Origin of the sequence: Flavonifractor sp. An91 (assembly GCF_002159225.1) — a bacterium.
Classification (GTDB): Bacteria; Bacillota; Clostridia; order Oscillospirales; family Oscillospiraceae; genus Flavonifractor; species Flavonifractor avicola.
Genome location: NZ_NFHA01000004.1, coordinates 1 through 20,016 on the forward strand (window position 1 = coordinate 1; position 20,016 = coordinate 20,016).

The following is a 20,016-nucleotide window of genomic DNA, read 5'->3' on the forward strand; positions in this document are numbered from 1 at the left end:
GCAGACACACAGGCGGCGGACAGGTTGGGCGGGCAGTCGATGACCATCACGTCATAGGCCCCGTCCTCCTCCAAAGCCTCCCGCATATCCCGCAGCGCCCTATAGCTCCGGCCCCGATCGCCACCGGCGGCCTCCAGATCCAGGGCCCAAAGGTCCTCTGCCGCCGGCAGCACATCCAGGCCGGGCACGTCGGTCTGCTCCACCAACTCGTCGTAGCAGATACTCAGCCCCCGCAGCAGGGCGCCCAGCCCGGCATACTCCCCGGGCGGCAGCAGGATCTGAGTAGCGTTTGCCTGCCCATCGGCATTCACCAACAGCACCCGCAGCCGGCAGCTGGTTGCCAGCACATAGGCCAGATTGACGGCGGTGGTGGTCTTCCCCACCCCGCCCTTTCGATTCACGATTGCAAACGTCTTCATGCACGAACACTCCTATCTTTCGTTGATCGGGAAACACTCCCGTATAATTTCACTTCCTACGGAAGCCTCGGCCATATAGTACCGCCGGGCCGGATGGATATAGACAATCCGGCCGGTTACCGACCGCAGCTTGCGCATTTTGTTGGCCCGCTCGCCGCTGAGTTCATGCTCAAAGGCCGACGGGGTCCAGGTGATCTTCTCGCCTATCCTCATGCTGATCCTCCTCCAGCGCCTGGACCGCCAGAGTCAGCGCCTGGGCCACCTGCAGGTGATCCACTGGGAAGCTGCTGGCCCGTGCCAGGGCCTCCCGGCGCAGGATCTCCAGCCGCAGCAGCTGGGCCGCTCTGGGCTTGTCCATGCTGGTCTCCTTTCTCACGGAATGGGTCATCTGGGTCATCATCATAGATGCCCTCCCAGAATCGATCGGCAAAACTGATCTGCTTGTACTGCCTCGGCCGTTTCATAGGGGCCACCGATGGTGCCGGCTGGTCCACCACCGACTGGCGGAACCGCTGATAGGCCCCATCAAAGGTGAGATACATCCGCCCCCGCTCTCCGTCCTTGTTCTTGGCCAGCTTGAGCACCCGGCGGCTCTCATTTGGCTTGGACGGGTCCTCTAGGTAGAGTAGTAGGATGGCGTCTGCATCCTGCTCAATCTGGCCGGATTCCCGCAGATCGCTCATGGTGGGCTCAATGATCTTGCTCTCGTCCTTGGTCTTTTCTGACCGGGACAGCTGGGACAGTGCAACCGTCAGGATACCATTGGTGTGAGCCAGCTGCTGGAATGCCCGGCTGATGGAGGCCACCTGCTCCGTCCGGTTGGCTTTGCGGGTCTCCGGCTCCACGATCTGCAAATAGTCCACATAGATGATCTGGTACCGGTTTGCCAGGGCGTCCGCCCTGATGTCCGCTGCTGTCATGCCGGAGGCGTCGATGAGATCCATCTTGTGCTCTATGATCTTGGCAGCGGAGCTGGCCGCCTGTGCCCACTCAGCCTCAGTGAGGGCGCCTCGCTTGATTGACGCCATCTCGATCCCAGCCAGATTGGAAATTAAGCGGTCCGCCAGCTTGTAGCGGCTGGTCTCCAGGGAGTAGAAGCCCACCCGCTTGGCCTCGCTTTGATGGTAGGCGAAAGCCACAGCCAGAGCGGTTTTGCCGGCAGATGGATAGCCGCCCAGCACCACCATGTCCCCCAGGTCCACAAAGAGCTGCTCATCCAGCTTGGACAATCCCCACGTCATGTACCGGTGCGGCGTTGTATGCCGCTGCCAGAAAGACTGGAGCATCTGCTCCATGTTCATCCGGCGCACTCCCTGCCTCTCTACCGTGAGGGCCTGCAGCTTGCTTATGCCCTGAGCCAGAGCCTCCATGTCGGGTACGGTGGTAAGCTTCTGGGCGATCTCCCGGCCCCGATAAACCTTGGCCTGCTCCTGCATCCTGGGCACATAGGTCCAGATATTTGCCGCCGTTGGCGTGTCCTCCATGATCTGGATGAGCGCCTTGGTCCATGTGTCTCCGCCGCCCAGCCTGTCCCTTATGGTCACAGAGTCCACCGGCTGCCCGCTGACAAACTGAGCCCGGATCGCCTGATAGATCTGACGGTACCCCTCGTCCAGGAAGTCTTGGTCGGACACCTTGCTCAGCACCGGCCCCACCAGCTCAGGGGAGATCAGCAGGGAGCCAAGCACCGCCTCCTGGGTAGACAGCCGGTCCTGCACCTCCATGCTTACCATGTAGGTACCTCCTCCCGCTGGACCACCTGCACAGGCGGCGTCTGCGCCTGAGGCTGGGCCGGCACATCCTCCCACCGGCGCTTGCGCAGCCACCGGCAGGCGTATGGGATACCAATGCCCCGCTGCCACTCCTCGCTGGCCTTCTGCCGGGCCAGCGCCCGGGCCATCCGGTTGATGAGGGCGTCATCCGGCTGGAGCTTGTCCCACTCCTCCACGGCCCCCATCCGGTCCTCCCCTCTTGGGTAGTAGTCCCAGAAGGCCTCAAACCGTTCCGGCTTCCAGGCAGGGACCGACTTGGACCTCCGCTGCCGCTTTTTCCGCTGGAGCTTGTCCCCCTCTGGGGGACTATGGGGGGTTATTAAGTCTTTATTTGATATATCTTTATTTAATTGCGTCGGATTTTCCGACGACGGTTTTTCCAATGTTGGTTCAACCGTCGTCGGTTTTCCCGACAATGGTTCTTCTTCCACCATAGTCGGGTTTTCCGACAATGGCTCAGCCTGGTCCCGGATGTTGTAGATCACGCCGGTGAACTTGCCACCCTCGCCATGGGAGCGGGTGCGGGTCAGATAGCCCGCTTGTTCCATCTCTCCCAGGGCGGAGCGGATGGCATCCCGGCCGCAGCCGGCCACCGTGGCCAGCCCGGCCACGCTGTAGTCCCAGGTCTCCGGCAGGGACAGAATGATGGCAAACAGTCCTTTGGTTTTGAGGGACAGCCCGGTATCCCGCAGGATGCCGTTGGGCAACACAGTGTACCCAACACTGCGCTGGACACGGATCACATCAGCCATTTTTCATCCCCTCCCCTTGTAAAATCCGGCCATTTGTGGTATCATAATAATGGTTTTCATGCACGAAACCATTGTTTGGCCTCTCTGTCTGCGCCCACAGACAGGGGGGCCTCTCTTTTTGCCTGCTCCGCATCTCAGACCACCTTCTGCCCTGGCACATAGGTAAAGCGGCGGTATGTAGGCTCGGCCTTTGGCTGCACATGGACCCTGCATTTTGCCAGATGAGCCTCAACATCCCGCTCATCAAACCGGACAATATGCGGGCTGGGACGGAAATAGGGCAGATCTCCCGTCTGCATCAGCCGGTCCACTGTGCGGATGCTGCACCCCAGGCGCTTCGACACTTCCTGCTTGGTCAATAACGTCATGTCAATCTCTCCTTCCATCAATCCATTCTGGCGCACCGCAGCTCCAGCGCGGCCTCCACGATCTCCTGTAGGTCCTCCAGGATGGCATCGAACTCGGGCCGCTCCCCGTCATCGATGACGTTGTCCTCCGCGATCCGCAGCAGCCGCCGGTCGGCATGGGACTCTGCAAAAGCAAAGATCCGGTTGGTCAGCTTGGCGCTGGCCTCCAGCACGGACCTGGGCTGAATTTCCGGAACTATCCGGCTGTACATAGCGGTTTTCCCGCGCACGTGCCATGCAAGCAAATGCAGAGAATTGTACAGGATGGACATGATATCCACCACATCGTCCGGCGGAATCCGCTGGCCGGTCTCGTAGGCCCGCAGGCTCTCCACGCTGATGCCCAGTCGCTCCGCTGCCGCTTCCTGGGTCAACCCGGCAGACTTGCGGCAAATTTTGTAGATGTTCCGGCAATCGTCCGGCATGGTTATCTCCTCCTAGTTGGGTTAAAATGATCATGGGGATCAGCTGGCATCCCGCTCCTCCGGACTGTCCCGGCCATAGAGGGCGTCGATGGAACAGTTCAGCAGATCAGCCAGAGCGGGCAGCTTGTCCGCGCTGGGGTTGGCCTGCCCATTTGCCCACTTGGAAACTGCATTGCTGGATACATTCAATGCCGCCGCCACCTGAATTCCCTGGAGCCCCCTCGACTCCATGAGTTCTCTGATTTTCAACTTCCTCCCCCCTTCACTTTGGCCTTGTTCCAAACTGTTCGATATGGTATGATTTAGCTATAGGTTTATTGAGGTGATATGTATGCCAAACTATAGCTTTACGGAATCTGAAGCACTCCGGACCCCAAAACCTTACACGTCAAGTTTCGATATAAAATCCCTTCTGCGAGACCACAATATGGCCGACTACGCCCATGAGGTGATTTTACGCCGGATAAAAGAGTTTCAGGACGAACTGGATGATAACCATGAGGTTGCACTTCAGCTGGCATCCTTTGGTCAAAGCATCACACTGTCTGTCACTTCCATTGGCTACTCCAATCCCAGTACATTGGTCTTTTATGGATATGTAAATGGTCACCCGGCTACACTGATCCAGCACATGACACAGCTTAATTTTTTGCTCTTGTCCGTGCCGAAGCAGGATCCTGGTAAACCGCCGCGCCGTATCGGTTTTGAGCTGCCCACTGAAGATTGAGTTGGTCTATCGCAATCGCTACTGATACCAATTTTTGTACAAGATTTGCCATTTCCTCAGTTGGTGTTACCGAATGATTCAGCACTGCCATGGCGTGGCTCAAGCATTGATTTCCGATCTTTAACCAAAGATCATCTTGCAACATTTTCTTAGCCCCCTTCCTGCTTGCCGGTAAACCTGTGGTTTGCTACGGGTTAATCATAAATCTAATATTTCATGTTGTCAATATAGTAAACATTGTTTTTAATGTTTTTGGCACGATTACTAATTTCCTTTTATTAAGGAGTGATGCACCTTGGACACCCAAAAAATCGTTGAAAATATACAAAATATCTGTCGCGAAAAGGGCACAAACCCAACTACCGCTGGTAAGGAAAGTGGGGCCGGTAAGGATTTAGTTTCATCGCTCAAGAAGCGAGGCGTATTACCATCAATCGAAAAAATAATGTTATTGGCCGACTACCTTGGGGTAACAACCAGCGAACTGCTGGGTGAGACCCAGGGCATTTCACCCTCCGGCGTCCGCATCCCCGTCCTCGGCACCATTCCCGCCGGCATCCCCCTGGACGCCATAGAGGATATCCTGGACTGGGAGGAGATCCCAGCGGCCTGGACCACCGGAGACCGTCAGTATTTTGGCCTGCGGGTCAGAGGAGACAGTATGTACCCCCGCTATCTGGACGGGGATACCGTGATCCTGCAAAAAGAAACGACCTGCGAGAGCGGTGACGACTGCGCCGTTTTGGTCAACGGCGCCGAGGCCACCCTCAAGCAGGTCATGATAAAAGGGGACGGCAGCCTCGAGCTGCGCCCCGCCAATCCAGCTTATCCTCCGCGCACCTATTCTCCCGCCGAGATAGAGTCCATCCCGGTCCAGATCATCGGCGTGGTGGTGGAGCTGCGGCGGAAGATAAAATAAAGGAGTGTTTTATTTGTTTTGCTCTTACTGTGGTGAAAAGTTACCAGATACCGCTCTATTTTGTCATAAATGTGGTGCCAAAATTGGAAGTGCCCCTACTGTAGCAAATAAAGTAAAACTAATACTAGACAGAGCCAGCCAAGTCTATCTGGTAAACCCGCCGATTAAAGCTGTTGTAAATGGAACTATTTATGTATCTATTGAAAATGGACACACAGAAACTGTTGAATTAGATCCTGGTCCCTGTGTGGTTGAACTATCCGGAAGTTTTCGCAAGGCAAAACTTGAATTTGATCTCCAAAAAGATACCGTAATACAAATTGGATTTAACCGCATATCTGGAAAACTAACCGCAACAATTAAATAATTTGGTTAATAATCGAGGGTGAGAAATTATGAAGAGTAATTGGAAAAGTTTTATTTCCGGCTGTCTGGCAACTGCCATCGCTGTTGGCCTGATTGGGACCGCTGCGGCCACCGTCGGTCAGAAGACGCTGAAGGCCGATTATAACAACATTAAAGTGACCCTTGATGGCCAGCAGGTCAACCTAGTCGATGCAAACGGAAATGCTGTGGAGCCCTTTGCCGTCGATGGCACCACCTACCTCCCCATCCGGGCCGTAGCCTCCGCTCTGGGTCTGGATGTGTCCTGGGACGGCGCAACCAGTACTGCGGTGCTGACTTCCCCGAGCGAAGATCGGTCCGTATACATTACTCGCACTGGCTCAAAATATCATTATGATAACCACTGCAACGGTGGTACCTATTGGGAGGTTCCCCTCTCCACTGCAACTGGTATGGGCCTGGAGCCTTGCAGCAAATGTGTCGGGAATACTTCCGCATCTATCGATACGGACACCGATACTGCCGCCTATGCAGTTGTAAACGATAATATGCCTTTTTTTCAGAAAATGAACTGAACGGAGGTGTATTTGAGACCTACAGCTCTCTGGATAGTTTGGGCCGCTGCGGCGTAGCCTTCGCAAATGTCTGCAAGGAGACCATGCCCACCGAGCCCCGGGGCGAGATCGGCTCCGTCAAGCCAACGGGCTGGCACACGGTCCGCTATGATGATCTGATTGACGGGATGTATCTGTATAACCGCTGCCATCTGATCGGTTATCAACTCACCGGCGAGAACGCCAATGATCGCAATCTGATCACCGGCACCCGCTTTCTTAACATGGAGGGTATGCTGCCCTTTGAGAATATGGTAGCTGATTATGTGGAGGAAACCGGCAACCATGTTTTGTACCGGGTCACTCCGGATTTCCAGGGCAACGAACTGGTGGCCCGTGGCGTCCAAATGGAGGGTTACTCGGTCGAAGACAACGGCGCCGGGATCTGCTTCAACGTCTACGCCTACAACATCCAGCCGGGCATTGAAATTGACTATCTGACCGGAGATAGTCGGCGGGTAGGCTGAATACAAAAAGAGCCGGGGCTTACGCCCCGGCCTCTTAAAACTTGTTGAATCGAACGTTTGTATCACTTTATCTTTACGAAAGGAGGAAGTCATGCCAAAACGCAACCTTCCCGAATTTTATTATGACGAAAAGCGGCAACAGTATCGAAAGCGGATCACGCTCCCCGACGGGCGCAAAAAGGACATCTATGCCAAGGATAAAGCCACGCTCCGCAGGAAGGTAGCAGAGCTGCGCCGGGACATTGAGGAGTATGGCTATGACGCCGAAAACCCCACCCTGGCCGAGTACGCCATCCAGTGGTGCGCCAGGCGGCTCCCGGGCCTGTCTGAGGCCAGGAAAAGCGACTACAGGAATGCCATTAACAACCACATCCTCCCCGGCCTGGATGGCAACAAGCGGCTGCGGGAGATCTCTACAGCGGACATAGATCTCTTTATGGCCAGCAAAGCAGATATCAGCAGCTCTCTGCACGGAAAGATTACCAGCGCCCTCAAGCAGATGTTTGCGGCCGCTGTCCGGGACGGGAAGCTGCGCACCTCTCCAGCCGATCATGTCCGTGCAGGAGGGAAGAGGGCAACAGAAAAAGTGCCGCTCTCAGAGGGGCAACAGGCAGCCCTTATTAAGGCCGTAGACGGCACAGTAGCCCTCCCATTTGTTATGCTGGGATTGTATGCCGGGCTGCGAAAAGAGGAGATACTGGGCCTCCAGTGGGACTGCGTGGCCCTGTCAGGGCCTGCGCCTTATCTTTCCGTGGAGCGCACCTGTACCCATGTGTCAAACAGTGCCGTTGTTACCTCTACGCTCAAAACAAAGGCGGCCAAACGGAAGATCCCGCTGCCACCGCCGCTGCTCTACTGCCTCCGGTCATGGCGCATACAGAACCCCTACGACTATGTGGTACCGAATTCAAAGGGTGGTCCTCGCAGCCGCCAGTCCTTCCGCCGCCTGTGGGAGATCGTGGAGAACCGTACCGCCGGAACCAACTACCGCTGGGATCGGGAGAAAGGCCACAATATGCCGGTGCAGCGGACACTGGGGGAGAAGGTCACCAACCATGCCATAGTCTGTACCCTCGACTTCCACTGCACCCCACACCAGCTCCGGCACACCTATATCACTAACCTGTGCGCCTCCGGTCTGGACATCAAAAAGATACAGTATCTGGCCGGTCATGCCAACGTACAGATGACCCTCAACATTTATGCCCATGTTGTGGATAATCGTCCGGAAGATCTCTTTGACGATGTCTGTATGGCGTTCGGCACCCAAAACGTACCCCCGATCAGCACCCCCTAAAGCAAAAATACCCCCTTAAATTACCCCCAAAAATCTGGCGGCCTGTGCGTATCATGGCACAGTATGTGCAAACACAAAAAAGCCTTGAACCATTGCGATTCAAGGCTTTTTTGCTTGTTTACTTGGTGACCCGTCGGGGATTCGAACCCCGGACCCACTGCTTAAAAGGCAGTTGCTCTGCCGACTGAGCTAACGAGTCATATGGCTGGGATGGCTGGGCTCGAACCAGCGAATGCGGGAGTCAAAGTCCCGTGCCTTACCACTTGGCTACACCCCAACATGGCTGGTCAATAGCAAAGGGGCCGGAGCGGACGCTCCGGCCCTTCCGCCATGCGTTTATGGGGTGGGTGACGGGACTCGAACCCGCGACACTCGGAACCACAATCCGATGCTCTACCAACTGAACTACACCCACCATATGGAAAAACCGAACGGGAAAATGGCACGCCTGAAGGGACTCGAACCCCTGACCCACTGCTTAGAAGGCAGTTGCTCTATCCACCTGAGCTACAGGCGCGTATGGAGCGGGTGATGGGAATCGAACCCACGCGACCAGCTTGGAAGGCTGGGATTCTACCATTGAACTACACCCGCATGGGCGCTGACTGTTGTTAAGTACGTCAGCCAGAATATAGTAGCATACCATTTGCTATTTGTCAACGCTTTTTTACACAGTCCAGAAAAATTTTTCTCCAACTTGCAAAACAGGCCTTCCTTGGTTATGATGAGAGAGCAGGCTATCTGGCAGAGGAGGAAATCCCGGTATGAAAATCAGTTATCAGATGGTACGCCAATCGGAAGAGATCCGCACCTATATCACACAGGCTGACCATTCGCTGTCGGCACTGGGTTTTACAGAACACAGCTTTGCCCATGTGACACGCTGCGCTGAGGTCGCTGCTGACATTCTGGTCCAGCTTGGTTATGATGCTCATCAGCAGGAACTGGCCCGCATTGCTGGTTTTATGCACGACATCGGCAACGTGGTCAACCGCCACGATCACGCCCAAACCGGCGCGGTTATGGCCTTTCGCATTTTGGACAAGATGGGAATGGAACCGGCAGATGTAGCCGCTGTCATCACCGCCATCGGCCATCACGACGACTCTACCGCCTTCCCGGTCAATCCTGTGGCCGCCGCCCTGATCCTTGCTGACAAGACGGACGTGCGCCGCAGCCGGGTCCGCAACAAGGAGCACCAGAGTTTTGACATCCACGATCGGGTCAACTACGCCGCCGAGCGTTCCGATCTTTCGCTGGACAAGGATGCCGGTACCATTACCCTGACTCTGACCATCAATACAGAGTTCTGTGCCGTTATGGACTACTTCGAGATCTTTTTAGAGCGGATGCTCCTGTGCCGCCGGGCGGCCGAGCACCTGCGTCTCCAGTTCAAGCTGGTCATCAACGGTCTGGCTCTTCTGTAAGAGAAGGCCCGGTTCGGCGTTTGCCGAACCGGGCTTTTTTATTCTTTCACCCAATCACATGAGACGCACAGTGTAGTAGACCGCCAAGATCAGCAGCCAGGCTACCAATACACCGTACAGCAGTGCCAGGGCCCCCAGCACACACGCCGCGATTACCACCACGGCAACCAGGGCACAGGTCACATAGAGCATGGCGTAGTTCGCGTTCTTGGGCAGGATTTCCTTGCTCTTGCCTTTGATGTTCCACACGCCCTTATGGGCCTGGAGCATCCGGAAGCACACGGCGGCAACCACAACGATCACGGCCAGTACAGCCAGATAGCCATATCCCACCAGAGGACTGCTGGCAGCCTGAGCAGCAACTTTAACGCCCAGCAGACCCCAAGCACCGAGTACCGCAGCAAAGAAAAATTCCCGCTGGTAGAGATAGTAAATCAGCGCCAGCACGGCTACCGCAGGCACCGCGATGTACAGGAAATTGATGCCCTTGTCATAGAAGTAATGAATGACCACCGCACACACGGCCAGCACCAGAGAAATCCCGGTCAGGACCCCCGGCAGACAAAGAGAACGGCCTGCACGCCAGAATACCAGGGTCCAAATCAGCAAAACCACGAAGCAGATCGGCAGTACAATGGACAATACATTGAACATTCCCTGAAGGGCTACCGCAATATAGACCTGTTCAGTGGTAAAGTTTACATATACCTTGTTCAGCAGAAGGAGCAGAGCCTCCAGCACCACAGCGCCCAGAATCCACCAGAGGACCTTAGTCAGAACGATGTCTTCTTCCCGTGCGCGCTGGGCTTTCTGTTGTTCTTTCTTATTCATGTATCCATCTCCTGTGACAAAGTGTTCGGCAGATATGGCGAACAACCCTGAATCATCAATCCCATATAGTTTATCAGAATCTGCCGCATATTGCAAGTCAAGAATCCCTTTTCTCTTTTCAATCGTGAAAAACTATGCTAGAATAAGGTCTGCAAAAAAGTCCGAAACCGCGGCGCCATCGGTCTTTGGCGGAGCCGCACCATGCAGAATGGAGTCAATCATGAAGCGTTTTCTTCCTTTCCTTTGCTGCCTGCTTTTCCTGGCTGGCTGCACCGCCCCCTCTGCCGATGCGGAACCTGCACAGGTCCAGTTCTTTTCCATGGACACCGTCATGTCCATCCGTGTATATAACGAAGGCGGCGAAGATGCCATCCAGGCCGCCCGGCAGGAGGTCGAACGTCTGGACAAGCTGCTTTCCCGCACCAATCCGGACAGCCAGATCTCTCTTCTCAACAGCCATGCCGGAGACGGTACCCTGATCTCTTTGGATGCCGAGGTGGCAGATCTGCTGTCCTTTGCCAAATCAGTTTCTCAGCTGCTGCCCGGCTGCTTTGATATCACCATCGCGCCTGTGATGGACGCCTGGGGCTTTACCAAGGAGGAGCGCCACGTTCCTTCAGCTGAGGCTCTGGCCGACGCTATGTCTCTGGTGAACAGCGAAGCCCTCATTGTGGATGAGGCCTCCTCCTCTGCCCGACTTGAGCAGGCAGGTATGGAAGTAGACCTGGGCGCAGTGGCCAAAGGCTTTGCCGCCGGCCGGGCGGACGCCGTACTGCGAGAGTATGGCGTTACTTCTGCTCTGCTGGATCTGGGCGGCAACGTCACCGCCATCGGCAGTAAGCTGGATGGTTCCGCCTGGCAGGTGGCGGTCAAAGACCCGCAAAACACCTCGGAGGCTCTGTGCGTCCTCTCTCTGAAAGATCAAACCGCCTCCACCTCCGGCGGGTATGAGCGCTATTTTGAGGAAAACGGTCAGACCTATCACCATATCATCGATCCCAAAACCGGCTATCCCGCCGACAGCGGTCTTTTGTCCGTGACGGTGATTTCCTCCGACCATATGCTGGCCGACGCTCTCTCCACCACCCTGTTTGTAGCCGGTCCGGAGGAGGCGCTGGACTTCTGGCGCAGCAGGGATGATTTTGAGCTGGTGCTGTGTACGCAGGACAACAGGGTAATCGTCACCGAAGGTCTGGAGGCGGGCTACCGCCCCGCCGGTGAGGATCGGGGGTATACCTATGAGATCGCCCGCCGCTGATCGCCGCCGTCCCACCCTGTGGGACGGTCTGGTCGTACTGGCTGTAGTGGCTTTCGCGGTACTTCTGGTATTCCTGCTGCGCCCTGCAGAGGGCAGCGCCGTCACCGCCGTCATCACCCTGGATGGCGAGACAGTGGCCCAGTATCGCCTGGATCAGCTGTCCCAGCCGGTTACGCTGGATGTGGAAGGGGCAGCCTACCCCCTCACCATCCGGGCGGAACAGGGGCGCATCTGTATTGAACACAGCGACTGTCCCAGTCAGGACTGTGTGCGTACCGGCTGGATCAGCCGCCCGGGGCAGCAGATCATCTGTCTGCCCAACCGGCTGGTCATCTCTCTGTCCGGTACGGAGCCTGAACCCTTTGACGCGGTAACAGGCTGAAAAGTTCCCCACCTGCGTTTCTTTTTTCCTGGAAGGAGGTTCGCCTGTGTCTGTTTCCCTCCGACGGCTTACCCGCTCGGCAGTCCTCACGGCCCTGGCCCTGGCTCTCTCCGTGGCGGAGGGCCTGGTCCCACTGACCATTCTTTTCCCCCTTCCCGGCCTGCGGCTTGGCCTGGCCAATCTGGTCACCGTGTACGCCCTGTGCCGTCTGTCCGGCCGGGAGGCTCTGCTGATTCTCATCGCCCGCTGTCTGCTGGGTTCCCTGCTGGGAGGCAACCTGATGGCATTGGCCTTCTCCCTCACCGGTGGCCTGCTGGCCCTTGGTGTCATGGCCCTGCTGCTGCGGCTGCCCGGCCTGTCCCTGTTCGGCGTGTCCATTGCCGGCGCTGCCGCTCACAATACCGGACAGATCCTGGCTGCTATGGTCGTGTTGGGCACTCCCGCTCCTCTGGTTTATCTGCCCCCCCTGCTGCTGTGCTCTCTGGTCACCGGAGCGGTCACCGGCGGAGTCTCCATTCTGCTGGTCCACCGGGTCCCCTTCCCCGGAAAGGTATGAATGGGAGTTGTCACACCTGAAAAAAGGTGGTAAAATGAGAGCCCAATCTCATTTTACCACCTTTTTATTTGTCAGGAGGGATTGCTATGACCGACCGGGAACTGGTGGATCTGGCCTTTACCATGCTGGAACGCTCCTATGTCCCCTACTCTCATTTTCCTGTGGGCGCCGCCCTGCTGTGCGCCGACGGGACGGTATTCACCGGCTGTAATGTGGAAAACGCTGCCTACGGCTCCACCATCTGCGCCGAGCGCACCGCTCTGGTCAAGGCGGTGAGCGAGGGCCACCGGGATGACTTTGTCCGGTTGGCTGTGGTGGGCAACTCCGCCGACTACTGCTGGCCCTGCGGTGCCTGCCGTCAGATGCTCTACGAATTTGCTCCCGACCTGACGGTTCTGGTGGGCCGCTCCGACCGGGACTTCGTTCGCCTGCCCCTCCATGAGCTGCTCCCCCACGGCTTCGGGCCCAAGTCTCTGGCGTGATGGGAAACCAGGTTTACGTCGTCTCCTGCACCGATTACGCCACAGCGGAGACTGCACTGCGGAAAACGGTGGAGCGGATGGGCGGAATTTCCCGGTTTGTCCAGCCGGGTGAGCGCATCCTGCTGAAGGCCAATCTGCTCCGCCCCGTCCCGCCGGAGGCGGCGGTTTGTACCCACCCGGCGGTGATCGGCGCTATTGCCAAGCTGATCCGGGAGGCCGGGGGCACTGCCGTCATCGCCGACAGTCCCGGCGGCGCGCTTCAAAAGGAATCGGTACTCCGCAATCTGTACGAAAAGACCGGCGCGGCCCAGGCCGCTCAGGAGTCCGGGGGCGAGGTCTGCATGGACCCCTCCGCCTGTTTAGTAGAGCTGCCGGAGGGAAAGGTGCTCCGGCAGGCCGAAATCATCTCCCCCGCTCTGGACTGTGACGGCATCTTTGATCTGTGCAAAATGAAGACCCATGTCTTTATGGGCATGACCGGCGCGGTCAAAAACAGCTTCGGTCTCATCCCCGGCCTGACCAAGGTGGGGTTCCATGGCTCTCACCCGGATCAGGCCCAGTTTGCCCAGGTGCTGTTGGATCTCATTGGCTTTATGAAGCCCCGCCTCAGCGTCATGGACGCCGTTCTGGCCATGGAGGGGGAAGGTCCCGGCTCCTCCGGTACGCCCAGACAGGTAGGCCTGCTTCTGCTCTCAGATAATCCTCTGGCTCTGGATGTGATCGCCGGGGAGATCATGGGGCTGCCCCGAAACAGCAACCCCGTTTTGCTGGCAGCGGAGGCCCGGGGGCTGTCTCCCACCCGTTGGGAGGATGTGGAGCTGATCGGCGCCCGTCTGGATGACTTGCGCATCCCGGACTATAAATTTCCTGCCAACGTGCGGAGCAATCTGATGGAGTTTCTGGGGCCCCTCACCGGCGCCGCCGGGCGGCTGTGTAAGAGCCTGCTGTCCCAGACCCCCAGGGTACAGTCCAAGGTGTGCGTGGGGTGCGCCATCTGCAAAAACGCCTGTCCCGGCAAAGCCATCACCATGACCGGCCCCGACGGCACAGCCAAGATCCACCCCCGCTCCTGTATCCGCTGCTACTGCTGTCATGAGTTGTGCCCCCACAAGGCGGTAAAGCTGAAACGCAGCTGGCTGGGCAAGCTCTTAGGCAGCTAAATGGCGGCATTTAAATTTTTTGAATATTGCACACAAAACAGGATATGCTAACAGCGGTATCTCAATTTGGAGGAGGCAGCATATCCTATGTTCCTGGACAAGATCGCCCTGGTCCTTGCCATTATCGGCGGACTCAACTGGGGCAGCATCGGCATTTTTCAGTTTGACCTGGTAGGCTTTCTCTTCGGAGGACAGTCCAGCACCTTCAGCCGCGTGATCTTTACCCTGGTTGGTCTGGCGGCTATCTGGTGTATTTCTCTGCTCTTCCGGGACCTGCGGGACAAAGATCACACCTAAGCGCCATTTTAAAACGGGCCTTCCGCAACATGATGTTGCGGAAGGCCCGTTTCCTGTTAGTTTTGCTCCAGCAGGTCCAGAGCCGCCTCCAGCTGGGCATCTCCCTCATCGGTGAGATAGACCTCCCGATCCAGAGTCAAACCGGTCCCGATCAGCGACGTACCGTTGCCGGTAAAATAGGCCCCGGTAGAGATAGCCATAGCGCCGCCGTGGGACAGGGCGAAGGTCTGCTGAGAATATCCCTTCCCGCTGGTGGGTTCGCCCACAATGACCGCCACTCCCTGCTCCTGGAGTTCGGCAGCAAAGAACTCAGCGGCAGAGTAGGTATTGGCATTGACCAGCACTGCCATGGGCAGATCCACACAGGCGGCATCCGACTGGGTAACCTCCTCATTGCCTGCCCGGTCCCTGCTGATGAAGATGGGTCCCTCGGGCAGCAGGAAGTCCAGCATTTCGGTCAGCTCACTGAGGTAACCGCCTCCGTTGTTGCGCATATCAAATACCAGCGCCTCGGCGCCCTCTTCCTGGAGACGGGTCACCTCTTCCTTCAATCGGTCAGCGCTGTGGTCATAGAAATTGGCCAGGGCCACATAGCCCACATTGCCCTCCAGCATCTTGGCTGTGACCGGATCGCTGTCCAGGCTGGCCCGGGTCACCTCCACCGTACGGGTCTCCCCGTCCGTTCCCAGGACCTCCAGGGTAACAGTTGTCCCCTCCTCGCCCTGGATACGCTCAGCACCCTCATAGCGGGCCTCGCCGGCCAGTGAGAAGCCGTCCACCGCGGTAACCACTTCACCGCTCTGGAGGCCGGCAGCCTCCGCAGGACCGCCTTCTGTTACCTCTACAATGGTCAGGCCATCTTCCGACTCATAGTTCACTGTAACACCGATGCCCACATACTGGTTGGTGCGGCGCTGGTTCTGTGCCTCATACTCCTCCTCTGTGAGGTAGTAGCTCCACCGGTCTCCCAGACCGTCCACCATACCGCTCAGGGCAGAATCCACCACCTGCGTCTCATCGTACTCTCCCACAAACCGGCTGTTGACCAAGTAGAGGCCCTCCAACAGGGACAGACCCTCCTTGCCAAAGATCCCATAGAAAACAGCCAGCAGCACCCCTGCCGTCAGGAGCATGGTGACCGGCAGCAGGATGATCAGATGGAGGGCGGAGAAGCGTTTGGTTCGCATACTGTATCATTTCCTTTCTGAACGTAATAAGCAAAGAAGGGCGGAGGGGTTGCCCCCTCCGCCCTCATGTACCATTCAATTTTACCACGGGGGAGTCAAATTCAGCGACGGGAATTTGCTCTCCGGATCCACCCGCGTATAGTTGTCCCGCACCTCAAAGTGGAGATGGTTGCCGGTAGAACTGCCGGTGGTACCCACATAGCCGATCACCTGCCCCTGGGTTACCATCTGGCTCTCGCTCACCGCACGGGAACTCATATGGGCATACAGGGTAGAGTTACCGTTGCCGTGGTCGATGACCACATAGTTGCCGTAGGAGTAGTGATAGGCGGAGGTGACCACCTGCCCGCTCTTGGCAGCCAGAATAGGCGTTCCACCCGACGCGGGGATATCAATGCCGGTGTGACTGTGGGCCACACCGGTGATGGGGTGGATGCGGTAACCAAACAGAGAGCTGAGACGGTAATATCCGGGCAGGGGCCACAGATAACCAGTCTCCGAGGAAATCACGATATTGTTCTGCTTCCGCTCCTCCTCCAGCTGCTTCTGCTTCTGGGCGATCTCTGCCTGGATCTCAGAAGCTGCGGCGCTCTCCGCATCCAGTTGGCGGTTAACCTCGGCTGTATCCGCGTTGATCTGATCCACAAGGGCCTGAGCCTCAGCCACCTTGGCCTGCTGTTCGGCCTTCTTGGCCTCCTGCTGTTCCTTGGCTGCCTGCTCCTCTGCCCGTGCACTCTCCAGCTCGCCCTGGACCCGCTCCAACTCCTCTCGGGTAGCAATCAGCTGGTCCATGACCTCATTGTCGTATGCCATGACCGCATCCACATCGGCAATGCGGTCCAGCAGGTCGGAGAAACTCTCGGCATTGAAGAGGATAGACCAGTAGGACACCGTCCCCTGTTCCTCCATCATCCGCACCCGCTGGCAGAACAGGTCGTACTGCTCCGCTTCCCGAGCCTCCGCCTCCTTACGCTCCTCTTCCTTCTGGGCGATCTCTCCGTCATAGTAGGAGATCTGGGCGTCAATGTTGGCAATCTCAGCGTTGATGGCATTGAGCTGCTCGGTCAGCAGCTGTCGCTTTTCCTGGGCAGCAGCCTGATCGGCCTCAAGATCAGCCAGCTGATCTTTCAGGGCATCCTGTTTGGCCTGACTCTCCTCCTGCTCCTTTTTCAGAGCATCGATCTCACTCTGTGTCACAGCTCCTGCGCTGCTGATAATCATGCTGACCATGGGCAGCAGCATCAGCAGCGCCAATACCGCTGCCAGGACGCCAACTACCACGCGCCGGGGTTCTACCTTCTTTGTGGAGTTTTTCTGATTGGTTTTCTTTCCGCTTTTTGCCACAATTTTTCTCCTTATCTGTCTGTGCCGTAGGTCTGTCGCTTACCAATTATAGGCCCGAATAAAGGAATTGGACAAGCCGGGGAAGCAGCCCTCCGGGTCCACTCGCCGACCGCCAACCCGCACCTCCAGATGCAGGTGATTGCCTTTGGAATTGCCCGTATTGCCCACATAGCCGATGGTCTGGCCCTGGTTTACCAACTGTCCTTCGCTCACCGCCCGGGAACTCATATGAGCATACAGGCTGGTGGTGCCGTCTCCATGGTCGATGACCACAAAGTTACCGTAGGACCAGTTGGCGCCGGAGCCATACTCCGACATGATGACCTGCCCGCCCTTGGTGGCATAGATGGGGGTGCCTCCTGCCGCCGACACATCAATGCCGGTATGGCTGTGGGCCTGGCCGCTGATGGGATGAATGCGATAGCCAAAGGCAGAGGTGAGGGTCAGACAGCTGCTGGGCAGGGGCCACTGGTATCCCGAACCGGTGGGCGGCAGGGTCACATTCTGCTGTTTCCGTTCCTCCTCCAGCTGTTTCTGCTTTCGGGTGATCTCAGCCTGAATGCTGGCAGCGGCGGCATCCTCTGCCTCCAGCTGCCGGTTGACCTCGGCGGCATCCGCGTTGATCTGATCCAGCAGCTTCTGGGCTTCTGCCACCTTGGCCTGCTGCTCCGCCTTTTTCGCTTCCTGCTGGTCACGGGCCTCCTGCTCCTCGGCTCGGGCACTCTCCAGTTCTCCCTGGACCCGCTCCAGCTCCTGCCGGGTGGCGACAAGCTGGTCCATAATCTGGTTGTCATAGGCCATCACCGCGTCCACGTCGGCGATGCGATCCAGCAGATCAGAAAAGCTGTCGGCGTTGAAGAGGATGGACCAGTAGGACACCGTTCCCTGTTCCTCCATCATCCGTACCCGCTGGCAGAACAGGTCGTACTGCTCCGCCTCCCGAGCCTTCGCTTCTTTCCGCTCCACTTCTTTCTGGGCGATCTCTCCGTCATAGTAGGAGATCTGGGCATCGATGTTGGCAATCTCAGCGTTGATGGCGTCTAACTGCTGGGTCAGAATCTGCCGCTTCTGCTGCGCGGCGGCCTGGTCCTCTTTGATATCGGACAGCTGGTCCTTCAGCGCCGCTTGCTTGGCCTGACTCTCCTGCTGTTCCTTTTTCAGCGCGTCGATCTCGCTCTGAGTCACCGCTCCCGCCTGGGTGGCAGCCGATGTACATAATGCCAGAACCAGCACCCCGCACAAAAGCCGGAGTCTGGGATGTTTCCGTCTCATAAGGTCTCCTTATTCCGGATGACGCAGGTGGATCACACCTGCAGGAACTTACGGATGGCCAACATGGAGCCCACCACACCGATGAGCAGACCGGTAATCAGGAAGGCCCCAAACACCCACAGGGCCATGGGCTGGAACGGCAGCACCTTGATGAGATCAATGGTGTCCGTACCGCCGATGGCACGGCTGACCAGGGTATATACCCCCCACTGGAGGAAGAAGCCAACCACCGCGCCGGTGACGCCCAGGATCATGCCTTCAAAGACAAAGGGCCAGCGCACAAAGGCATTGGTGGCACCGCACATCTTCATGATGGCGATCTCCTCCCGCCGGTTAAAGGTGGCCAGCTTGATGGTATTGGAGATGATAAACAGGCTCACCAGCAGCAGAATAGCCACCAGGATCAGGGCCACACCGCCGGCAATATTGCGGATGACCGTAAAGCCCTCGGCGATCTCAGGGGCAGACTTGGTGGAGGCCACGCCCGCCACCTGCTTTACCGCCGTCTCGGTCTCGGCCAGCTTGCTGATATCTTCCAGATAGATATGGAACCGGTCCCGGTATACGCTGGAGGGCAGGCCCTCAAAGAGGGGATTGCCCTCATAGTCAGCCTCAAATTCCTCCTGGGCCTCTTCCTTGGTGACAAACTCAGCCCGCGCCACATTGGGCACAGCCTCAATATCATCCTGAAGGGCACGGGCCTCCTCCTGAGAAAGGGTCTCATCGATGTACGCAGTAAACTGGTTCTCCTGCTCCAGATCGGAAAAGTTGTGCTGGGCGTTTACCGCCACCAAAGAGAAGGAACCCATGATAAGCAGACAGCACACAATCATGCACACTGCCGCAAAGGACATAAATCCGTGGGTAAAAATACTGTGAAAGCCCTCGGAAAACAGATAGCCAAAATTATATCGTTGTCTCATTGTTGTAATACCCGCCTGTCTCGTCGCTGATGATCCTGCCGTTTTCGATGGCCACCACTCGCTTGGAGAAGCGGTTGACCAGTTCCCGTTCGTGAGTGACCACCAGCACGGTGGTACCCAGCTCGTTAATGCGCTCCAGCAGCATCATGATCTCCAGAGAGCGCATGGGGTCCAGGTTGCCGGTGGGCTCGTCGGCGATGATCATCTGGGGATTGTTCACCAGAGCCCGGGCGATGGCCACACGCTGCTGCTCACCGCCGGAGAGCTGGTCGGGGCGCTGATCCCCCTTCTCCAGCAGACCCACCAGATCCAGCACATAGGCCACCCGCTTGCGGATTTCCCGGGAAGAGGCTCCCACCGCCTGCATGGCAAAGACCAGATTTTCCTTCACGGTTTTCTTGTCGATCAGGCGGAAGTCCTGGAAAATAACCCCCAGCGTGCGCCGCATATAGGGCACCTGCCGAGGCGTAATGTTGTTCAGGTTATAGCCGTTGACCATGAGTCGCCCGCCGGTGGGGGCGATCTCAGCGGTGATCAGCTTCAGAATGGTGGATTTACCGGAGCCGGAGGGACCCACCAGAAAGACGAATTCTCCGTCGTCAATGCGCAGATTGACCCCTTTCAGGGCCTTGGTCCCGTTGTCATAGGACTTTTGAATATCGATCAGACGTATCACGCTGTGTACCTCATTTACAGGATTTGGGGCAAACTCACGTGCCGCAGAAGACGCCGGTCCCGGCGTCCTCTGCGGCT

General features: G+C 57.3%; 26 protein-coding genes and 5 tRNA genes. 13 read left to right on the plus strand and 18 right to left on the minus strand.

The window, feature by feature from the left end:
• The 7 genes from B5G42_RS03670 to B5G42_RS03700 all read right to left on the minus strand — a co-directional run.
• On the minus strand, nucleotides 1-419 hold a 419-nt coding region (locus B5G42_RS03670; protein ID WP_140399776.1), incomplete at its 3' end, for a ParA family protein.
• A gap of 12 nt (nucleotides 420-431) precedes the next feature.
• On the minus strand, nucleotides 432-632 hold the full coding sequence (locus tag B5G42_RS03675; RefSeq protein WP_087266718.1) for a hypothetical protein: 201 nt from the start codon (nucleotides 630-632) through the stop codon (nucleotides 432-434).
• Nucleotides 629-2,152, minus strand: coding sequence for a replicative DNA helicase (locus B5G42_RS03680; RefSeq protein ID WP_087266721.1), 1,524 nt, complete (start codon nucleotides 2,150-2,152; stop codon nucleotides 629-631). The genes B5G42_RS03675 and B5G42_RS03680 overlap by 4 nt, the downstream gene beginning before the upstream one ends.
• On the minus strand, nucleotides 2,146-2,943 hold the full coding sequence (locus tag B5G42_RS03685; RefSeq protein WP_087266724.1) for a helix-turn-helix domain-containing protein: 798 nt from the start codon (nucleotides 2,941-2,943) through the stop codon (nucleotides 2,146-2,148). The genes B5G42_RS03680 and B5G42_RS03685 overlap by 7 nt, the downstream gene beginning before the upstream one ends.
• A 134-nt stretch (nucleotides 2,944-3,077) precedes the next feature.
• Complete coding sequence (locus B5G42_RS03690) at nucleotides 3,078-3,311, minus strand: helix-turn-helix transcriptional regulator (protein ID WP_162611032.1); 234 nt, start codon at nucleotides 3,309-3,311, stop codon at nucleotides 3,078-3,080.
• 17 nt (nucleotides 3,312-3,328) lie between these two features.
• The gene (locus B5G42_RS03695) at nucleotides 3,329-3,775 is read right to left on the minus strand and encodes a helix-turn-helix domain-containing protein (protein ID WP_087266730.1); all 447 of its coding nucleotides are present in this window, start codon (nucleotides 3,773-3,775) and stop codon (nucleotides 3,329-3,331) included.
• Nucleotides 3,776-3,814: 39 nt separating this feature from the next.
• Nucleotides 3,815-4,024, minus strand: coding sequence for a helix-turn-helix domain-containing protein (locus tag B5G42_RS03700; protein WP_242961119.1), 210 nt, complete (start codon nucleotides 4,022-4,024; stop codon nucleotides 3,815-3,817).
• A gap of 178 nt (nucleotides 4,025-4,202) precedes the next feature.
• Between B5G42_RS03700 and B5G42_RS03705 the strand changes: the two genes are divergently transcribed.
• From B5G42_RS03705 to B5G42_RS03730, 6 genes are all read left to right on the plus strand, one after another.
• On the plus strand, nucleotides 4,203-4,502 hold the full coding sequence (locus tag B5G42_RS03705; RefSeq protein WP_204220719.1) for a DUF6173 family protein: 300 nt from the start codon (nucleotides 4,203-4,205) through the stop codon (nucleotides 4,500-4,502).
• Nucleotides 4,503-4,947: 445 nt separating this feature from the next.
• The gene (locus B5G42_RS03710) at nucleotides 4,948-5,421 is read left to right on the plus strand and encodes a LexA family protein (protein ID WP_087266734.1); all 474 of its coding nucleotides are present in this window, start codon (nucleotides 4,948-4,950) and stop codon (nucleotides 5,419-5,421) included.
• A gap of 13 nt (nucleotides 5,422-5,434) precedes the next feature.
• Nucleotides 5,435-5,788: a zinc ribbon domain-containing protein gene (locus tag B5G42_RS03715; RefSeq protein ID WP_162611033.1), complete on the plus strand. Its 354-nt coding sequence runs from the start codon at nucleotides 5,435-5,437 to the stop codon at nucleotides 5,786-5,788.
• Nucleotides 5,789-5,816: 28 nt separating this feature from the next.
• A complete protein-coding gene (locus B5G42_RS18930; protein ID WP_087266740.1) occupies nucleotides 5,817-6,341 on the plus strand; it encodes a copper amine oxidase N-terminal domain-containing protein in 525 nt (174 codons plus the stop codon).
• 38 nt (nucleotides 6,342-6,379) lie between these two features.
• Nucleotides 6,380-6,847: a DNA/RNA non-specific endonuclease gene (locus B5G42_RS03725; protein ID WP_242961120.1), complete on the plus strand. Its 468-nt coding sequence runs from the start codon at nucleotides 6,380-6,382 to the stop codon at nucleotides 6,845-6,847.
• 91 nt (nucleotides 6,848-6,938) lie between these two features.
• Entirely contained in the window at nucleotides 6,939-8,144 is a 1,206-nt protein-coding gene (locus tag B5G42_RS03730; RefSeq protein WP_087266745.1) for a tyrosine-type recombinase/integrase, read from the plus strand.
• A gap of 123 nt (nucleotides 8,145-8,267) precedes the next feature.
• Here the strand turns inward: B5G42_RS03730 and B5G42_RS03735 are convergent.
• The 5 genes from B5G42_RS03735 to B5G42_RS03755 form a co-directional block, all read right to left on the minus strand.
• Nucleotides 8,268-8,343, minus strand: a tRNA-Lys gene (locus B5G42_RS03735).
• Between the two features lie 3 nt (nucleotides 8,344-8,346).
• Nucleotides 8,347-8,421: transfer RNA gene (locus B5G42_RS03740), tRNA-Gln, on the minus strand.
• 62 nt (nucleotides 8,422-8,483) lie between these two features.
• Nucleotides 8,484-8,559: transfer RNA gene (locus B5G42_RS03745), tRNA-His, on the minus strand.
• Nucleotides 8,560-8,584: 25 nt separating this feature from the next.
• Nucleotides 8,585-8,661 (minus strand) — tRNA-Arg (locus B5G42_RS03750).
• Between the two features lie 3 nt (nucleotides 8,662-8,664).
• A tRNA-Gly gene (locus tag B5G42_RS03755) sits at nucleotides 8,665-8,738 on the minus strand.
• 170 nt (nucleotides 8,739-8,908) lie between these two features.
• On the opposite strand from B5G42_RS03755, the gene B5G42_RS03760 reads away from it, so the two are divergent.
• Nucleotides 8,909-9,571 carry an HD domain-containing protein gene (locus B5G42_RS03760; RefSeq protein ID WP_087266748.1) on the plus strand — a complete coding sequence of 221 codons (663 nt, stop codon included), beginning with the start codon at nucleotides 8,909-8,911 and terminating at the stop codon, nucleotides 9,569-9,571.
• A 54-nt stretch (nucleotides 9,572-9,625) separates the two neighbouring features.
• Here the strand turns inward: B5G42_RS03760 and B5G42_RS03765 are convergent, their stop codons facing one another.
• The gene (locus tag B5G42_RS03765) at nucleotides 9,626-10,402 is read right to left on the minus strand and encodes a hypothetical protein (protein ID WP_087266751.1); all 777 of its coding nucleotides are present in this window, start codon (nucleotides 10,400-10,402) and stop codon (nucleotides 9,626-9,628) included.
• A 220-nt stretch (nucleotides 10,403-10,622) separates the two neighbouring features.
• Between B5G42_RS03765 and B5G42_RS03770 the strand changes: the two genes are divergently transcribed.
• The 6 genes from B5G42_RS03770 (at nucleotide 10,623) to B5G42_RS03795 (ending at nucleotide 14,537) form a co-directional block, all read left to right on the plus strand.
• Nucleotides 10,623-11,660: an FAD:protein FMN transferase gene (locus tag B5G42_RS03770; RefSeq protein ID WP_087266754.1), complete on the plus strand. Its 1,038-nt coding sequence runs from the start codon at nucleotides 10,623-10,625 to the stop codon at nucleotides 11,658-11,660.
• Nucleotides 11,641-12,042, plus strand: a complete 402-nt coding sequence (locus B5G42_RS03775; RefSeq protein WP_087187759.1) for a NusG domain II-containing protein — start codon at nucleotides 11,641-11,643, stop codon at nucleotides 12,040-12,042. Before B5G42_RS03770 ends, B5G42_RS03775 begins: the two co-directional genes overlap by 20 nt.
• A 46-nt stretch (nucleotides 12,043-12,088) precedes the next feature.
• Nucleotides 12,089-12,598 (plus strand): Gx transporter family protein, encoded by a 510-nt coding sequence (locus B5G42_RS03780; RefSeq protein WP_087266757.1) that lies wholly within the window; start codon nucleotides 12,089-12,091, stop codon nucleotides 12,596-12,598.
• Nucleotides 12,599-12,684: 86 nt separating this feature from the next.
• Nucleotides 12,685-13,080 carry a cytidine deaminase gene (gene cdd, locus B5G42_RS03785; RefSeq protein ID WP_087266760.1) on the plus strand — a complete coding sequence of 132 codons (396 nt, stop codon included), beginning with the start codon at nucleotides 12,685-12,687 and terminating at the stop codon, nucleotides 13,078-13,080.
• Complete coding sequence (locus B5G42_RS03790; RefSeq protein ID WP_242961121.1) at nucleotides 13,080-14,240, plus strand: DUF362 domain-containing protein; 1,161 nt, start codon at nucleotides 13,080-13,082, stop codon at nucleotides 14,238-14,240. The genes cdd and B5G42_RS03790 overlap by 1 nt, the downstream gene beginning before the upstream one ends.
• An 87-nt stretch (nucleotides 14,241-14,327) precedes the next feature.
• Nucleotides 14,328-14,537 carry a DUF378 domain-containing protein gene (locus B5G42_RS03795; RefSeq protein ID WP_087187755.1) on the plus strand — a complete coding sequence of 70 codons (210 nt, stop codon included), beginning with the start codon at nucleotides 14,328-14,330 and terminating at the stop codon, nucleotides 14,535-14,537.
• 56 nt (nucleotides 14,538-14,593) lie between these two features.
• On the opposite strand, the gene B5G42_RS03800 is transcribed toward B5G42_RS03795, so the two are convergent.
• From B5G42_RS03800 to ftsE, 5 genes are all read right to left on the minus strand, one after another.
• Nucleotides 14,594-15,724, minus strand: a complete 1,131-nt coding sequence (locus B5G42_RS03800) for a S41 family peptidase (protein ID WP_087266766.1) — start codon at nucleotides 15,722-15,724, stop codon at nucleotides 14,594-14,596.
• An 81-nt stretch (nucleotides 15,725-15,805) separates the two neighbouring features.
• Nucleotides 15,806-17,068, minus strand: coding sequence for a murein hydrolase activator EnvC family protein (locus B5G42_RS03805; protein WP_242961122.1), 1,263 nt, complete (start codon nucleotides 17,066-17,068; stop codon nucleotides 15,806-15,808).
• 39 nt (nucleotides 17,069-17,107) lie between these two features.
• Entirely contained in the window at nucleotides 17,108-18,340 is a 1,233-nt protein-coding gene (locus B5G42_RS03810) for a murein hydrolase activator EnvC family protein (RefSeq protein ID WP_087266769.1), read from the minus strand.
• 32 nt (nucleotides 18,341-18,372) lie between these two features.
• Entirely contained in the window at nucleotides 18,373-19,263 is an 891-nt protein-coding gene (gene ftsX, locus B5G42_RS03815; protein ID WP_087266772.1) for a permease-like cell division protein FtsX, read from the minus strand.
• A complete protein-coding gene (gene ftsE, locus B5G42_RS03820) occupies nucleotides 19,247-19,939 on the minus strand; it encodes a cell division ATP-binding protein FtsE (RefSeq protein WP_087187751.1) in 693 nt (230 codons plus the stop codon). Before ftsE ends, ftsX begins: the two co-directional genes overlap by 17 nt.
• Nucleotides 19,940-20,016: the final 77 nt, after the last annotated feature.

What these genes read in the sequence shown, in the direction of transcription:
- B5G42_RS03710 (WP_087266734.1), top strand. Translation starts at nt 4,948, where the DNA reads ATGTTATTGGCCGACTACCTTGGGGTAACAACCAGCGAACTGCTGGGT.
- B5G42_RS03800 (WP_087266766.1), bottom strand. Translation starts at nt 15,724, where the DNA reads ATGCGAACCAAACGCTTCTCCGCCCTCCATCTGATCATCCTGCTGCCG.
- B5G42_RS03730 (WP_087266745.1), top strand. Translation starts at nt 6,939, where the DNA reads ATGCCAAAACGCAACCTTCCCGAATTTTATTATGACGAAAAGCGGCAA.
- cdd (WP_087266760.1), top strand. Translation starts at nt 12,685, where the DNA reads ATGACCGACCGGGAACTGGTGGATCTGGCCTTTACCATGCTGGAACGC.
- B5G42_RS03690 (WP_162611032.1), bottom strand. Translation starts at nt 3,311, where the DNA reads ATGACGTTATTGACCAAGCAGGAAGTGTCGAAGCGCCTGGGGTGCAGC.
- B5G42_RS03765 (WP_087266751.1), bottom strand. Translation starts at nt 10,402, where the DNA reads ATGAATAAGAAAGAACAACAGAAAGCCCAGCGCGCACGGGAAGAAGAC.
- B5G42_RS03810 (WP_087266769.1), bottom strand. Translation starts at nt 18,340, where the DNA reads ATGAGACGGAAACATCCCAGACTCCGGCTTTTGTGCGGGGTGCTGGTT.
- B5G42_RS03775 (WP_087187759.1), top strand. Translation starts at nt 11,641, where the DNA reads ATGAGATCGCCCGCCGCTGATCGCCGCCGTCCCACCCTGTGGGACGGT.
- B5G42_RS18930 (WP_087266740.1), top strand. Translation starts at nt 5,817, where the DNA reads ATGAAGAGTAATTGGAAAAGTTTTATTTCCGGCTGTCTGGCAACTGCC.
- B5G42_RS03695 (WP_087266730.1), bottom strand. Translation starts at nt 3,775, where the DNA reads ATGCCGGACGATTGCCGGAACATCTACAAAATTTGCCGCAAGTCTGCC.
- B5G42_RS03795 (WP_087187755.1), top strand. Translation starts at nt 14,328, where the DNA reads ATGTTCCTGGACAAGATCGCCCTGGTCCTTGCCATTATCGGCGGACTC.
- B5G42_RS03790 (WP_242961121.1), top strand. Translation starts at nt 13,080, where the DNA reads ATGGGAAACCAGGTTTACGTCGTCTCCTGCACCGATTACGCCACAGCG.
- B5G42_RS03685 (WP_087266724.1), bottom strand. Translation starts at nt 2,943, where the DNA reads ATGGCTGATGTGATCCGTGTCCAGCGCAGTGTTGGGTACACTGTGTTG.
- B5G42_RS03675 (WP_087266718.1), bottom strand. Translation starts at nt 632, where the DNA reads ATGAGGATAGGCGAGAAGATCACCTGGACCCCGTCGGCCTTTGAGCAT.
- B5G42_RS03770 (WP_087266754.1), top strand. Translation starts at nt 10,623, where the DNA reads ATGAAGCGTTTTCTTCCTTTCCTTTGCTGCCTGCTTTTCCTGGCTGGC.
- B5G42_RS03760 (WP_087266748.1), top strand. Translation starts at nt 8,909, where the DNA reads ATGAAAATCAGTTATCAGATGGTACGCCAATCGGAAGAGATCCGCACC.
- ftsX (WP_087266772.1), bottom strand. Translation starts at nt 19,263, where the DNA reads ATGAGACAACGATATAATTTTGGCTATCTGTTTTCCGAGGGCTTTCAC.
- B5G42_RS03680 (WP_087266721.1), bottom strand. Translation starts at nt 2,152, where the DNA reads ATGGTAAGCATGGAGGTGCAGGACCGGCTGTCTACCCAGGAGGCGGTG.
- B5G42_RS03705 (WP_204220719.1), top strand. Translation starts at nt 4,203, where the DNA reads ATGGCCGACTACGCCCATGAGGTGATTTTACGCCGGATAAAAGAGTTT.